At 59.1% G+C, this 14087-nt stretch carries 12 protein-coding genes and 1 pseudogene; 5 read left to right on the forward strand and 8 right to left on the reverse strand.

Annotated elements, in window-relative coordinates:
• Positions 1–153: 153 nt before the first annotated feature.
• Positions 154–723, forward strand: a complete 570-nt coding sequence (locus IGS16_RS01445) for a hypothetical protein (RefSeq protein ID WP_297082691.1) — start codon at positions 154–156, stop codon at positions 721–723.
• A 42-nt stretch (positions 724–765) separates the two neighbouring features.
• On the opposite strand, the gene gmk is transcribed toward IGS16_RS01445, so the two are convergent.
• Positions 766–1383: a guanylate kinase gene (gene gmk / locus IGS16_RS01450; RefSeq protein ID WP_297082693.1), complete on the reverse strand. Its 618-nt coding sequence runs from the start codon at positions 1381–1383 to the stop codon at positions 766–768.
• 150 nt (positions 1384–1533) lie between these two features.
• A complete protein-coding gene (remA, locus tag IGS16_RS01455) occupies positions 1534–1794 on the reverse strand; it encodes an extracellular matrix/biofilm regulator RemA (RefSeq protein WP_297082695.1) in 261 nt (86 codons plus the stop codon).
• A 538-nt stretch (positions 1795–2332) separates the two neighbouring features.
• Between remA and IGS16_RS01460 the strand changes: the two genes are divergently transcribed.
• Together IGS16_RS01460 and IGS16_RS01465 are read left to right on the forward strand one after the other, a co-directional pair.
• Positions 2333–4111 carry an NFACT RNA binding domain-containing protein gene (locus IGS16_RS01460; protein WP_297082697.1) on the forward strand — a complete coding sequence of 593 codons (1779 nt, stop codon included), beginning with the start codon at positions 2333–2335 and terminating at the stop codon, positions 4109–4111.
• Positions 4108–5313, forward strand: a complete 1206-nt coding sequence (locus tag IGS16_RS01465; RefSeq protein WP_297082699.1) for an alpha/beta hydrolase — start codon at positions 4108–4110, stop codon at positions 5311–5313. Before IGS16_RS01460 ends, IGS16_RS01465 begins: the two co-directional genes overlap by 4 nt.
• Positions 5314–5373: 60 nt before the next feature.
• On the opposite strand, the gene IGS16_RS01470 is transcribed toward IGS16_RS01465, so the two are convergent.
• Positions 5374–6375 (reverse strand): zinc-dependent alcohol dehydrogenase family protein, encoded by a 1002-nt coding sequence (locus IGS16_RS01470; RefSeq protein ID WP_297082701.1) that lies wholly within the window; start codon positions 6373–6375, stop codon positions 5374–5376.
• Between the two features lie 189 nt (positions 6376–6564).
• Here IGS16_RS01470 and ftsH point away from each other — a divergent pair, with 189 nt between their 5' ends.
• Entirely contained in the window at positions 6565–8505 is a 1941-nt protein-coding gene (gene ftsH / locus IGS16_RS01475; protein ID WP_297082703.1) for an ATP-dependent zinc metalloprotease FtsH, read from the forward strand.
• A gap of 24 nt (positions 8506–8529) precedes the next feature.
• Here ftsH and IGS16_RS01480 read toward each other — a convergent pair whose 3' ends face one another.
• The 3 genes from IGS16_RS01480 to IGS16_RS01490 all read right to left on the reverse strand — a co-directional run bounded on the left by IGS16_RS01480 (position 8530) and on the right by IGS16_RS01490 (position 11962).
• Positions 8530–9141, reverse strand: coding sequence for a 5-formyltetrahydrofolate cyclo-ligase (locus tag IGS16_RS01480; protein WP_297082705.1), 612 nt, complete (start codon positions 9139–9141; stop codon positions 8530–8532).
• Positions 9142–9273: 132 nt separating this feature from the next.
• A complete protein-coding gene (locus IGS16_RS01485; RefSeq protein ID WP_297082707.1) occupies positions 9274–10188 on the reverse strand; it encodes a hypothetical protein in 915 nt (304 codons plus the stop codon).
• Between the two features lie 169 nt (positions 10189–10357).
• Entirely contained in the window at positions 10358–11962 is a 1605-nt protein-coding gene (locus IGS16_RS01490) for an NAD(P)H-hydrate dehydratase (protein ID WP_297082709.1), read from the reverse strand.
• Positions 11963–12128: 166 nt separating this feature from the next.
• Between IGS16_RS01490 and IGS16_RS01495 the strand changes: the two genes are divergently transcribed.
• Complete coding sequence (locus IGS16_RS01495; protein WP_367185699.1) at positions 12129–12632, forward strand: GNAT family N-acetyltransferase; 504 nt, start codon at positions 12129–12131, stop codon at positions 12630–12632.
• Here the strand turns inward: IGS16_RS01495 and IGS16_RS22255 are convergent.
• A complete protein-coding gene (locus tag IGS16_RS22255) occupies positions 12565–13098 on the reverse strand; it encodes a GNAT family N-acetyltransferase (RefSeq protein WP_367185700.1) in 534 nt (177 codons plus the stop codon). The two genes, IGS16_RS01495 and IGS16_RS22255, sit on opposite strands and share 68 nt — an antisense overlap.
• Positions 13099–13248: 150 nt before the next feature.
• Positions 13249–14037: pseudogene (locus tag IGS16_RS22260) on the reverse strand (DUF3445 domain-containing protein); the annotation flags it as partial.
• Between the last annotated feature and the right edge of the window lie 50 nt (positions 14038–14087).

Genomic DNA, 14087 nt, shown 5'->3' on the forward strand with positions numbered 1-14087 from the left:
TGTTGATAGTTTTTGTAGCCTTTGATACTATCTACTGTGACAGTTCAGAATCTTCATGCAATTCGGCTGCGATCGCCTTAGACTCTGAGCAGGGCCAGCGGTATACTTAATTCTTAAGGATTCACAAATCTTCTCAATCACAGCTCGATTCTGATGCTCTACCTGGCTCAGGTGACAACGCGAGATTCTGAAGGGAAGGCGGGACTAAAGTTGCTTGCCAAAAAGCGTGCTGACTACGTATGGGCAATTTGTGAGTCTGGGGATCTGGTGTGGGCCGAAGCATCCGAACGTTATGCAACAGGCATGTTGGTTCTCGTGGAGCTAAGTAGCTCGATGAAAATCAAGCAAGTGCAGGATGCAAAGGATTGGGTTTTGGAAATTGTGCAGGATTATCTGACCGCCGGGGTTTCACCCGCGCTGCTCCACGAAGAGGCGCAGAGAGCCGAGCAGTGGCGGCAATCCTACACCATGAAAGAGCAGGAGATTGGGCGGCGGGCCCTAGAGGTTGAGGCCTGGCGGGATCAGATCCAGGAGTTGGAGGAAAATCTGAAGCGCGAAAAAAAGCAGATTGAGATGATGGCAAACGCGCTACGCCTCAATGCAGTCCCTAGCGCAGGTTCTCATGCTGGGGAGGTTGTAGCGGCTGCTCCTGTGAACCACAACCACGCTGCTGGCAAGGATGCCCCAGTGCAAAGCCCTTCAGAAGAGTCTCAGCCTGTCTAGAATTCCTTGTGTGTAGAAGACAGAAGCGCTGATAGCCAACCCTCACGTTTTGACCTTTTTCCCAAGGGCGATCGCCGCGTCTGGCAGGGGATCTGCGGTTGGGAATAGAATTCGCTCAATGCGGTCTAGGGCTAGACCCAGATCATCGTTGACGACCTGCACATCAAACTCGTCAGCCGCATTGATTTCGGCGCGGGCCCGCTCTAGCCGACGGGCGATCGCTTCTTCCGAATCTTGCCCCCGACCTCGCAGGCGATGCTCTAGCTCATGCAGCGAAGGCGGCAGCACAAAAATTCGCAGCGCTTCTGGGAAGGTGTCCCGAATTTGCCGTGCCCCTTCTAGCTCAATTTCTAAAATGACCCACTTCCCCTCCTGAACCGCTGCCTCCACAGGGCGGCGGGGCGTGCCGTAGCAGTTGCCTGCAAACTCAGCCCACTCCAGCAGTTCCCCTTGGTCAACCAGCGCCTGAAACTCGGCACGACTCAGAAAAAAATAGTGCTGACCATCGACCTCTCCAGGACGCGGCGCACGAGTCGTCGCTGAGATCGAGAGATAAAGCTCAGGATGCCGTGTCATCAAGGCTTTCAAGAGCGTGCCCTTGCCAACCCCGCTCGGCCCAGTTAGGACAATTAGCCTGCCACCTGACCAACGCTCTTGCATGTAACAACTGCAACCAAAATCTTTAGGATCTTCATTCTACATGCAGTTGAAGATCTGATCAGTCTTGATGTATCGCCCTCTAGTCTGCGTCTCTTCAGGTTTTAGGGCGATTCATCACTGTGCTGATTATGCCTACTGGTCATTATTTTGCTAGTCATCACTGTGGTCTTTGCTGATCACAAAGCGATTGGCGACGGTTTCGGGCTGAATCGCTGACAACACCACATGTCCAGAATCAGTCACAATGACCGCACGAGTGCGACGACCATAAGTAGCATCAATCAACTGCCCGCGATCGCGGGCATCGCTGATGATACGCTTGATGGGAGCGGACTCGGGGCTGACAATGGCAATCACCCGATTTGCAGACACGATATTCCCGAAACCAATGTTAATAAGCCGGATGTCCATACGAATCCATGCGGAATTAGAGATTGAGCGAAACTGATGTGTGAAATCGAGGGATTGCCCTAAAGAAGGCGGCACACTGGCCGCCTCACAGAGAACAATACGTCTATGCCTTTCAAATAGTTGCAATAGTTCTAAGGGGAGCGATGCACTCAGGGAAAATCCTCAACTGCTTCAGTGCCAGAAGTCACAGACATATATCCCTGACTCAAAATCGATAGTAATCATTCTGACCAATAATAAGATGTTTTACGCACATATTTTCAACTTGTTAAAGCCAAATCTGATGCTGTTTTTCGCAATTTTGCAATCAGGAATCTGCCCATGAACTTTGTGTACCACGAATCTTGACTCATCCTGCTTCACCCAATTGGGTGAGGTTTTTAGCAAAAGTGTGAATGTTAGAGCAAAATCCGCTATTCACACTAAGAAAATCCGCTATTTCTCCGTAAATCTACATACAAAGAAATAGATTTCAGCAAGAGTGAATGCGGATCTTCATAGAAATATTCATAGAAAGAAGTAGATCTCCAGAAAATCTGTGCAACCCGTTGACTACACGACTCTGATGGCTGCCTGCGCTGAACTGCGGGTGACCTGGCTCCCGGCTCGGCTGGAGCAGGTTGTGCAGCGCGATCGCCACACGATTGCCCTCTGCCTCCGCACGCTGGATCAGCGCGGCTGGCTTACGCTTTCCTGGCATCCGCAAGCCGCCAGAGTGTGCATCGACCCGCCACCGCCCAAAGGCCCCGACACGTTTACCTTTAGCCAACAACTGCGGCATCAGCTTAGCGGATTGGCGCTGGTGGCGATAGAGGCGATCGCCCCCTGGGAGCGGGTGCTGGATTTTCAGTTTGCGCGACGACCCGGCGACCCTGCCCTATGGCATCTCTATGTGGAGATCATGGGCAAATACAGCAACGTAGTGTTAACAAATGCTGACAATCAGATTGTCACTGTGGCGCATCAGGTCAGTGCCCAGCAGTCGAGTGTGCGTCCGGTGTTGACGGGGCAGCCCTACGAGTTTCCCCCTGGCTTGACTGAATCCGTGCCCAGCCTGGAGGAGCCGCTAGATCGCTGGCAGGAACGAGTGGCGCTGATTCCTGGCCCGCTCAAGCGCAACTTGCTAAAAGCTTATCGCGGGCTGAGTTCGGCGCTGGTGCTGCGGCTGATTGCGGCGGCAGGTCTCGATCCGGAGCGCCAGACAGATTCGCTGAGCGAGGCAGAGTGGGCCCGACTGGGCGATTGCTGGCGGGCGTGGCTGACGGCGCTGCAAACCGAGCAGTTTTCCCCCGGCTGGTTGTCCGATGGCTACACCGTGCTGGGCTGGGACGATGCGCTTCCGGCTGAGTCAGTACAAGCGCTGCTCAGCCGCTATTACACCGACGAGCTAAACCGCCAGGTCTTCTCGCAACTCCGCCACCAGCTCAACCAGCGGCTGACCCATCTGCTCAACAAGCTCTATGCCAAAGCCGAAGACTTCCAGGCGCGGCTGGTGCAGTCTGACGAAGCCGACCGCTATCGAGCGCAGGCCGATTTGCTCATGGCGCACCTGCACGAGTGGCAGCCAGGGCTAAAATCCATTGAGCTAGCAGACTTTGAGACCGGCGAACCCGTCAACATTGCCCTCGATCCTGAAAAGAACGCCGTGCAAAATGCCCAGGCGCTTTACAAACGGCACCAAAAATTGCGGCGATCGCGCCAGGCCCTTGAACCGCTGCTGGCCGAGGTGCAGGCAGAAATCACCTACCTAGAACAGGTGCAGGTTGCCGTCCTGCAAGTAGACACCTACACCATGCCAGAAGACTTAGAAGCACTCGAAGAAATTCGCGACGAACTAATCCAGCAACGCTATCTCGATGACCCCGACCAGCGCTATCGAGGAACTGCGGCAACCAACATGAACTTCCGCCGCTACACCACACCCAGCGGCTTTGAGGTGTTGATCGGGCGCAACAACCACCAGAACGACCAGCTCATCTCGCGCACTGCGACCGACTACGACCTCTGGTTTCACAGTCAGGAAATTCCGGGTAGCCATGCCCTGCTGCGGCTTCCGGCGGGCGCAGTGCCAGAGGATGCCGACCTACAATTCACGGCTGACCTCGCGGCTTACTACAGCCGCGCTGCCCAAAGTGATCAGGTTCCCGTCGTCTACACGGAACCGCGTCATGTGTATAAACCCAAGGGCGCACGACCCGGCACAGTGATTTACAAACAGGAGCGGGTGATTTGGGGACAGCCGCAGCGGGCCAAGCACTGGCTGGAGTCTGCTGCTAACTCCACGCCTGTTTCTACCCCAGAACCCGTTGCGCCATGAGTCGGGTCGCAGGCTTGGTGATCTTGTTGCTTAGCGGGGTGGGGCTGTTTCTCAGCCTGTGGACGGTTGTGCCTGCGCCGACCCTTGCGCTGCTGCCGCTGGGCGTGGGTGCGCCGGAAATCAGCCCACTTTTGATGCTGGTGAATGGGCAGGTGGGGCTGGATGCAGTCGTCCTGTTTTCCGCCAGCCGTCGTCCTGCGGCTCGGCGCATGGCCCGCAGCGCGATCGCCCTCAGTTTGGTTGCCCTTCTGCTCAGCAGTCTGCCGCTGTTGCAACTGCGGGGCACGGTGCAGCAGGCAGACCAGACGATGCGGGCTGCCCTGGGGGAGTCCTACGATATATCCCAAAATGCAGCCCGACGCGGGCGATCGCGCCCATTTGTGTTTGCCGATCTGCTCCTGGGTATTCCGATTCCGACAGAAGTTTCTGCCGAGTCCATCGAGTATGGCGCTGCGGATGGCACGCCGCTGCGCCTGGTGAAGTATCAGCCCGTGGTGCGACCACCAAAGCCGATGGGGGCGATCGTCGCGATTTATGGCGGTGCGTGGCGCGCGGGGGATGCCGACGATAATGCCCATTTCAACCAATACCTGGCGGCGCGGGGCTATACGGTGATCGCGCTGGACTATCGCCACGCGCCAGAGCATCCCTTTCCGGCGCAGCTTCAGGATGTGCAGCAGGGGCTACAACTGATTCGCCAGCGGGCCGCAGAGTGGGGAATTGCGGGCGATCGCCTTGCCCTGCTTGGCTGGTCGGCAGGCGCACACCTGGCCACCCTGGTCGCCTTCCAACCCGATGCCGTGCCCGTGCGGGGAATCGTCGGCTACTACGGCCCGGTAGACCTAGCGGAGGGTTATCGCAATCCGCCGCGCCCCGACCCTATCAACACCCGCGCTTTGCTAGAAGACTTCCTAAGCGGCACGCCAGACACCCAACCCGCCGAATATCGCGCCGCCTCGCCGATTACTTATGTGCGCCCCGGTCTGCCGCCTGTGCTGCTGATCTATGGCGATCGCGACCATATCGTAAAACCCGAATTTGGCCAGCAGATGCATCAAGCCCTCCGCGCCAACGGTAATATTGCCGCCCTGATTCGGTTGCCTTGGGCAGAACACGCCTTCGATGCCATCTTTCGCGGTATTGGCAACCAAGTCGCGTTGTATCATGTGGAGCGGTTTCTAGATTGGGCGATCGCCCAGTAGAAGGATTTTGGATTTTGGAGGCAGGGTTGAAATCGTTAGCATAGGGTTCTGGCAGTATCCTCAATCGGCGATCGCCAGCGCGATTTTCCCCATGCAAGAACCTGTTTCCAGCAGCCGATGCGCCGCTGCTACCTCGGCCAGCGGAAAGACATGGCTGAGAACAATACGGAGCTTGCCCTGGTCGATCCACTGGGCGCAGCGCTGGAGAATTTCTGCCTGGTGGGTCTGGGCAGATTCTAGTCCCTGGAGCATGGGGGTAAGCATGAGTTCAAAGCTAATCCGCAAGTTGCGATCGCGGGCCGTCTTCCAATCTGTCTGTGGGTCGGGCGCAAGCAGCGACACCACGTCGCCATACACCCGCGTCATCGCGATGCACTGCGACAGCACGCCGCCGCCCACCGTGTCGAAGCTGACATCAACCCCGGTTCCCTGGGTTAGTGCCATCACTTCAACCACCGGGTCAGTGTTTCGATAATCAAAGGTCGCAGTAGCGCCGAGATCTCGCGCCAGTGCCGACTTTTCCTCAGTGCTAACGGTGGTGTAAACCTGCGCCCCCATCAGCCGCGCCAGTTGAATCGCCACATGCCCCACGCCGCCCGCACCCGCCTGCACCATCACCGTCTGCCCCGCCTGGAGCCGAGCGCGATCGCACAAGGCTTCCCAAGCGGTAATCAAGACCAACGGCGCAGCAGCCGCTTCGGCAAAACTCAGCGTGGCGGGCTTGGGCGCAACGCAGCGTTCTTCTACCACGGCAAATTCTGCGTAGGTTCCCGGCGTTCCGCCCAGCCCGCCCTGGCAAAAGTACACTGCCTCACCAATATGAAACTGTTTCACCCTGGCTCCAACCGCCTCGACCACGCCTGCTCCGTCGCAGCCTAAAATTGCAGGCATCTGATCCGGGTAAAACGTGCCGCGCTTCCGCAGCTTCGTGTCAATCGGGTTCACGCCTGCCGCCTTCAGGCGCACCAGCAGCGCAGTATCGCTCGTCAGGCGGGGTTCAGGAACGTTGTGCAGTTGCAGCACTTCCGGCGCACCTGGCGCAGTCATTAGGACGGCTTTCACCTGGGTTTCCTCCTCGTTTAGCCAGACAGAGCAAGCGTTTAGCAGCCTGTGAACTGGACGTAAAGTTTCAGCCCAGCCTGCTCCGAATTGTAAGGCCGCAGGCTGAAACCGCACCCGCTGCTAAGTCAGCAAGTTACACTAGTGCTATCCAAAGATCCTGTGTTCTGGCACGACTGAAAGCTGTAAGGTATGCGTGATTTTCGACCCCGCCCGCTGACCCCAAAAACTCCTCTGCCTCGCACCCGCTCTACTCGAACTGCCCGCGCTGCGGCGACAGGTGCAGTGGCAGCGGTCTGGCTGGCGTTGCAAGCCGTGCTGGCCGCCCCGCCCGCGCTGTCGCAAACCAGCACAGCCCGGTCTCAAGAGCGCCTCAGCTACACGGGGCTGATCGAAAAAATTGAAGCAGGGCAGGTGTCCAGGATCGAGGTCGATTCTGCGCGGGGTGTGGCGCAGGTCTACCTGAAGGATCGCAGCAATACGCCGCAGGAAGTCATTCTCTTCAGCAATTCAGACGATAACCAGGCGCTATTTGAAACGGCGCGGGATAATAATGTCGATGTCGCGGCTCAGTCTTCGGCAGATAGCAGCGCGGTTTCCTGGTTTATTACCAATGCGCTGCTGGCGTTTCTGCTGATTGCGGGGCTGCTGATGATCTTGCGCCGCTCTAGCAATGCCTCTGGGCAGGCGATGAACTTTGGCAAGTCTCGCGCCCGCTTCATGATGGAAGCCAAGACAGGCGTGACGTTCGACAACGTGGCAGGGATTGAAGAAGCAAAAGAGGAACTGCAAGAGGTGGTGACGTTCCTGAAGAAGCCGGAACGCTTCACCGCCGTCGGGGCTAAGATTCCCAAGGGCGTGCTGCTAGTGGGGCCGCCGGGGACTGGGAAAACACTGATGGCCAAGGCGATCGCCGGAGAAGCAGGCGTTCCCTTCTTTAGCATTTCTGGCTCAGAATTTGTGGAAATGTTTGTGGGGGTGGGTGCATCCCGCGTCCGCGACCTGTTCAAAAAAGCAAAAGAAAACGCGCCCTGCATTATCTTTATCGACGAGATTGACGCAGTGGGTCGGCAGCGCGGCGCAGGCATCGGCGGCGGCAACGACGAACGGGAGCAGACCCTAAACCAGTTGCTCACCGAGATGGATGGCTTTGAGGGCAACACGGGCATCATCATCATCGCCGCCACAAACCGTCCTGACGTGCTGGATTCTGCGCTGCTGCGGCCGGGCCGCTTTGACCGACAGGTGCAGGTCGATTTGCCCGGATACAACGGTCGGTTGGGCATTCTGGAAGTCCACGCCCGCGACAAGAAGCTGTCGCCGGAGGTATCGCTAGAGGCGATCGCCCGCCGCACGCCTGGGTTCTCTGGGGCTGACTTGGCAAACCTGCTGAACGAAGCTGCCATCCTCACGGCCCGCCGTCGCAAAGAAGAAATCACCCCGCTGGAAATCGACGATGCCATCGACCGCATCACCACGGGCATGACCCTGACCCCGCTGCTCGACAGCAAGAAAAAGCGGCTGATTGCGTATCACGAGGTCGGCCATGCGCTGCTGATGACTCTGCTGAAAAACTCCGATCCGTTGAACAAAGTGACCATCATTCCCCGCTCCGGCGGCGTGGGCGGCTTTGCCCAGCAGACCTTCAACGAAGAGATGATCGACAGCGGCCTCTACACTCGCGCTTGGCTGCTCGATCGCATTACAATCGCGCTGGGCGGTCGCGCCGCTGAGGAAGAAGTGTTTGGTGACTCGGAAGTGACCGTTGGAGCCAGCGGCGATATCCGCGTGGTCGCCGATCTGGCCCGTGAAATGGTGACCCGTTACGGCATGTCTGATTTGGGCCCCTTTGCGCTCGAAAGTGGCAATAATGAAGTATTCCTGGGGCGGGATCTAATGTCGCGGTCGGAATATTCTGAAGAAATTGCCGTCAAGATCGATCATCAGGTTCGCGATATTGCCACCCGGTGCCACCGCGAAGCCCGCCGCATCATCCGCGAGAACCGTGCCCTGGTAGATAAGCTGGTAGAGATTTTGCTGGAGCAGGAAACCATTGATGGGGAACAGTTCCGCAAGATTGTAGCCGAGTCGGTGGAGTTACCCGAACAGCAGCTTGCTGCCCAGGGGATTTAGCTTGCCTACGCAACGAATGCCCCATTAGCCGTCTGCCAGGAATAGCCCTGTTTCAGTGCAGATGCCGTGTAGCGGGCGATCCCAGGGATCTCGCGGCAGCCGGGGCACACGGGCATACTCAAACACAATGCCGATCGTGGGTTTGCCGCGCCACTGGGGCGCACTCAGCATCCGGTCATAAAATCCGCCGCCGTAGCCCAGCCGATAGCCTTGCACGTCACACGCCAGCGCCGGAACCAGGATCAGGTCTACCTCTGCGGGGCTGAGCTGGAGCGACAGGGGATGGGGTTCCGGGATGCCAAACGCGCCCGTTTGCAGCGGGTAGGCGCGGGGCATCCCGGCTCCATCGGGCGACCAGCGATGCCAGACCATTTCCTTTTCAACACAGCGGGGAAAGCCCCAACGCTTGGGCAAATGAAACAATTGGCTGAGGTCAGGCTCTTGGCGCACGCTGAAGTAGGCGAGAACCGTCCGCGCCTGAGCAAATCCCTCCCAGCTTTGCAACCGGGCACAGAGGCGATCGCTCTTTTCGCGCCAGAGATCAGGATGCATCGTCTGACGGGCCTTGAGCAGCGATCGCCGTCGAATGGCCTTTTCCTGATCACGGTCAGCTTGGGAACCAGCGGTGAGATCCAAGGGGTTAGAAGTTGGGGTGAGAAATTGGGGTGAGAAGTTCGGGTGAGAAGTTGGGAATCCAGAAAATTGGCGCACTCCGCACCCGTTTCGTAACTTACTCTAGAAGCTTTTGCGCTGGTGTGGCAAGCCAGATTATCGACCCGACAGCCACGCTAGCTCAATCACTGTCAGGTCGTACCAAAAGCCGGAGCTTGCCGGAACCTGCTGGAGGCGATCGCCACACTGCCGGGTTCCCAACTGACCGCAGGCCAGGCTCAGCAACTCCTGCTGCGACACTGGGCGGCCGCTGGGCGTGAACCAGTTTGCGCCAAACCGGGCCGATCGCCCATTGGGATAAAACCAGGACGAGCCAGCGGTGAGCAGTTGCCCATTGGGATATTGCCAGGACGATCCAAACCGACTCGCCACGCCGTTGGGATAGTTCCAGCCGTTGCCAAAGCGGGCAACCTGTCCATTTCCCCAGCGGCTCAGGCTAGTGGCTACACCGCCACTGCTGCATACCGCCAGTTGCGCTCCGGTGACGGCATCGCTGAGGGAACTGCCCGCATCCCACATATAGGAAAGCCGCGCCATCACGGTCAGATCGGTGCAGTCTTGCGTAGACACCAGCGGCAGGGGATTGGGCGGTTCTGGTCGGCGGCGCGGGCGATAGTCGTAGCGGGGATAGCAATCGTAACCGGGATAGCAGCGGGGCAGTCGATTCCTGTAGGGATTGCCTCGCGAATCGCGCCGATAGTCATCCCACCAGTCGGGATCGTCGCGCCAGTCGTCGGGATCTCGCTCGTGGCGATCGCCCCGCCGCCGGATGATGATTCGCTGTGCCAGTTCGATGGGCGCTGGGCGGGCACTGGGTTCCGCCACTGGCTGGGCATCGAGACTCATTGCATAGAGACGGGTTGCCGAACCCTTCAGCGGCATCGCCAGCCCGCCCAGGAGGGCCAGCGTCAGGGCAATTCCCGTCGGGATCGCTTCGCGAATCGCCCGATGTCGTGGGGTTGGGTGCGGCGATTTCCGCAGGGATCGCTTTGCGAATCGCGTCCGCCTCATCGCATTTTGGAACAGCCGAAGCAAACCAGTTTGAGGGTGTAGCATTTGACAGAACGGCGCTTGAGGAATCTAAACGGAACGGGCGACCGCAGGGCACGCAGCAGGTATCCGACGGCCGGGCGTGAGACATGTGGACTGAAAAGCTTGCCAAAAATCCAAAACCGCCAATCTAAAATCCAAAATCGCTAGAATCGTCAAAATCGTTCGATTGCAATACCCGCGGCAAATAGCGGATCTGCGTGCTGGCATCTGCGCCCAGTTCGCTGTGGGCGGCGGCGGCGAGTCGTCCAGCGGCGGCGTGCCACCAGGTGGCGGCGGCTACGACTGGCTCCAAGGGCAGATGCCGCCGTGCTGCCTGGGCCAGCAGCCCCCCCAAAAGCCCCGTCAACACATCACCACTGCCGCCCCGCGCCAGGGCAGGCGTGCTGTCTGGATTCAGCCACACAGCCGGATGCTGGGTTGTGCCGATCGCCACTTTTGCGCCCTTCAGCAGCACGATCGCCCCAGACTGCTGGGCGGCGCGGCGTGCTGCGTCGATGCGATTCCCGCAGGGATCGTTTTGCGAATCGCCCTGTTCCTCCCTTCCCGACGCTGCCCCCAGATCGGGAAACAGACGGCGAAACTCGCCCGGATGCGGCGTGAGGACGGTTGGAGCAGGTCGGTTCCGCAGCGTGGGAACTGGGTCGAGCGTCGCCAAAATATTCAGCCCGTCGGCATCTAGCAGCAGCGGCGTGGGTGTTTTCAGTAGTTGCTTGACCAGGCTCGCTGGCTTGCGGGTCAGCCCACAACCGCAGGCGACCGCCGTGTAGTCTGCCAGGTTCAGGTCTTCAGGCAACTGGGCGATCGCCCCCCCTTCTGTTTCTTCGCAGCCCCACACCAGCGCATCCGGCACCTGCGCCACCACCATCAGCCGCAAAGATTCCGGCACGGCCACCGACAGCATCCCCACGCCGCTGGCCCGGGCCGCCTGGGCCGCCAGCAGGGCCGCCCCCGCATACTGCCGCGATCCGCAGACCAGCAGCAAGTGCCCCTCGCGGTACTTGTGGGTCGTGACGGAACGGGGAATGGGTAGAGCGGCGATCGCCCGCTGTGGCGTGATCCGGCAAAGATCAGGCGGGGTTCCCAGCACCTCGACAATATCCGCCAAGGGCAGGTCAAAATCAAGCAGTTCCGCCTGCCCAATCCAGTCTTGCCCCTGGTCTTGCAAAAACGCCTGCTTCCACAGCCCCAGGCAGAAAGTGCGCGTCGCTCGCACGGCCGTTCCCAGCACCGCGCCAGTGTTGGTGTGCAGTCCAGAGGGCAGGTCAATGCTCAGCACAGGTTTCTGCCAGGTGTTGATCTGGTCAATAGCGGCGGCGATGTCGCCAGAGAGCGGCCGCGTCAGCCCAAAGCCAAACAATCCGTCAATCAGCACGGTGCAATCGGCCAAATCAGCCAGCGCCACCTGGGGAATGCCCAAACTGGCGGCATAGCGGGCATGGTGAGCCGTTAGCTCCTTGAGACTGGCAAAGGGCGCAAAAAGTTTCACATCATAGCCGCGAAAATGCAGCTCCCGCGCTACCACCAGCGCGTCGCCCCCGTTGTGCCCCGGCCCGACCAGGATGCCAAATGTCGTTCGCGCATCGGGATACAGCTCACACACGCGCCGGGTAATTAGCCCCGCCACCTTTTCCATCAGCGCCGCCACGGGCATCCCCGCTGCAAACACCCGCGATTCGATGGCTGCCATCTGGCTGGCCGAAACGACAAACTGCTGAATCTGGGTGTGCCGCATGGGAGGGCTTGGAAGCGCTAGGGGTTAGGAACATGGTAAAACGCTCGCTGATTCACGGAAACGACTCCACGGAAACGACAGACGGGTGAGGGGTTTGCGTTTTGCATTTACGGCTACCGATGACTACACTCAGAAACAATCGTCATCCAGCGGGCCAATGAAATCGGTGCAAATTCGGGAAGATGATCTAACGGGAGAAGCAATTGCAGCGCTGTTGCGGGAGCATCTGGCGAATATGCATGAAATTACGCCGCCAGGGAGTATCCATGCGCTGGATCTGGAACGGCTGCAATCGCCCGACATCACTTTCTGGAGCGCGTGGCAGGGAGACGAACTGGTGGGCTGTGGCGCACTCAGGCACTTGGATGCCACCAGCGGTGAAATCAAGTCCATGCGGACGGTTCAGGCATATCGTCGTAAGGGCGTTGCCTCAAAACTGCTGGAGCATATTCTCGCGGAAGCAGAGCGGCGGGGCTATGGCCGTCTGTATTTGGAAACGGGGGCACTGGCGGAATTTGCTGCGGCGCGATCGCTCTATGCCCGCTACGGGTTCGAGCCGTGCGGCCCCTTTGCCGACTATGCGGATGATCCCAACAGCGCCTTTATGACGAAAGCGCTTCCGACGAGAGATCTCGCTCCGGTAGCGCAGCCTGAGCAGGAGAACGCTTGATGAACCGCATTTCGCCCTGAAACTCGCCCGCCCTTTCAACCCCCACCGCCGTCCAGCCCAGGTGCAGGTAAAATCCGTAGGCCCGCAGGGTTGGGTCGTTGCCCGTCACCAGCCAGATTTCCTCGCATCCTGCCAACCAGAGCCAGTCTTCGGCTGCCTGCAAGAGCGATCGCCCAATGCCGCGTCCTTCATAGGCTGGCAGCACAAACAGCCCAAAGATCGTTTTCTCAGTGGCATTGGCAATGGCAAATCCGGCTAAACCGTGCGCGGGCAAGTCTGGGCTGCCTGGATTCACCTCAGCATTCATTTCGGCAACCCAAGCGCAGCAGTCGGTGTCTAGCATGTGCGCGACGGAGGCTGGCGTAATGCCCAGCGCGGCAATTTCCTCACGGGACTGGTGGTTTTCCACAACGCTGGTGCGGATATCAAACAGGGCCTCGATATCTGCTGCTTGCGCTGGACGAATCTGCCATCCCCAACGATTGCCCTGTAGATAGCCCTCGATGGCTGGACGGATCGGCGCGAGGCTCTTGTAGCGCTGCATATCGGGCGGAATCTGGGCGATCGCCCTGACCAGCCCCGCCGCCGCTTCTGGATATTGCTGCAACCTCGCCAGTGGATAGGTATAGGTGCGTACCGTGAACAGCACGCCGCCGCTCTGGGGCAAGCGCCGCACCGTCTGTCGTTCCACCCGAATCCACAGGCGATCGCCCGCGTTGTCCGGCGTGATGTCGGTTGGAACCGGATGGCTCCGCTGAACGCCCAGAAATAGCTCCGGCGTATCAACGATGCTCCAGTTAAACCGATAGCCGGGATGATCGGGCTGGAGCCGCGCAAAGAAGTTATCCATCGGCCGCTCCAGCGTCTTGTCATAGCCAGGAACGGGCGCATGAATCTGCCCCAGCGGATGCCCCAGCTTATCGGCCAAGCGCCAGTAGAGCGGAAAGCAGAGCGATCCTGCCACCAGGCGATAGGTTCCCTCCGCCGACGGCAGCAGCACCAGGAGATCTTCCTGCACCCAGCGCCCCGCCAGATCCAGCGGGCACTCGCGCCCGGATTGCGGAGCCATATCGCCCCCCTCGCCCACGGTCCAGGTTTCGCCGGTGAGGTGATTGATTAGGCGATCGCCCATCCGGGTAAACCCTTGGGGAAATCGCCGGGGCAAATGATCAGCCAGTAAATTCAAGACTTCTTGCTGGGCTGCTTCGCTGCCGGGGAGTGCGGCAAAGACCTCTGCATGGCGTTCACTCAGCAGTTCGCGCTTCCGTTGCAAATAGCGTTCGTACTGGTCGTCGATTTCTATCCAGTGGTCGAGAGAGAGCGATCGCAACCCCAGCCGCATCTGCCAGCGTCCATCGGCAAACGGAAAATAAGTGGCAGGGGGAGGAGCCGCAGGGGAAGACATTGGTTTCGGGCAATCCTATCGGATTTTTCCTGCATCTCTCAATCGATCGA

The sequence above is a fragment of the Thermoleptolyngbya sp. C42_A2020_037 genome, from assembly GCF_015272455.1.
GTDB lineage: Bacteria > Cyanobacteriota > Cyanobacteriia > Elainellales > Elainellaceae > Thermoleptolyngbya.

Excerpts from the sequence above, each read along its gene's own strand:
- IGS16_RS01445 (WP_297082691.1), top strand. The coding sequence starts at position 154 with ATGCTCTACCTGGCTCAGGTGACAACGCGAGATTCTGAAGGGAAGGCG.
- gmk (WP_297082693.1), bottom strand. The coding sequence starts at position 1,383 with ATGCAAGAGCGTTGGTCAGGTGGCAGGCTAATTGTCCTAACTGGGCCG.
- remA (WP_297082695.1), bottom strand. The coding sequence starts at position 1,794 with ATGGACATCCGGCTTATTAACATTGGTTTCGGGAATATCGTGTCTGCA.
- IGS16_RS01465 (WP_297082699.1), top strand. The coding sequence starts at position 4,108 with ATGAGTCGGGTCGCAGGCTTGGTGATCTTGTTGCTTAGCGGGGTGGGG.
- ftsH (WP_297082703.1), top strand. The coding sequence starts at position 6,565 with ATGCGTGATTTTCGACCCCGCCCGCTGACCCCAAAAACTCCTCTGCCT.
- IGS16_RS01485 (WP_297082707.1), bottom strand. The coding sequence starts at position 10,188 with ATGAGGCGGACGCGATTCGCAAAGCGATCCCTGCGGAAATCGCCGCAC.
- IGS16_RS01490 (WP_297082709.1), bottom strand. The coding sequence starts at position 11,962 with ATGCGGCACACCCAGATTCAGCAGTTTGTCGTTTCGGCCAGCCAGATG.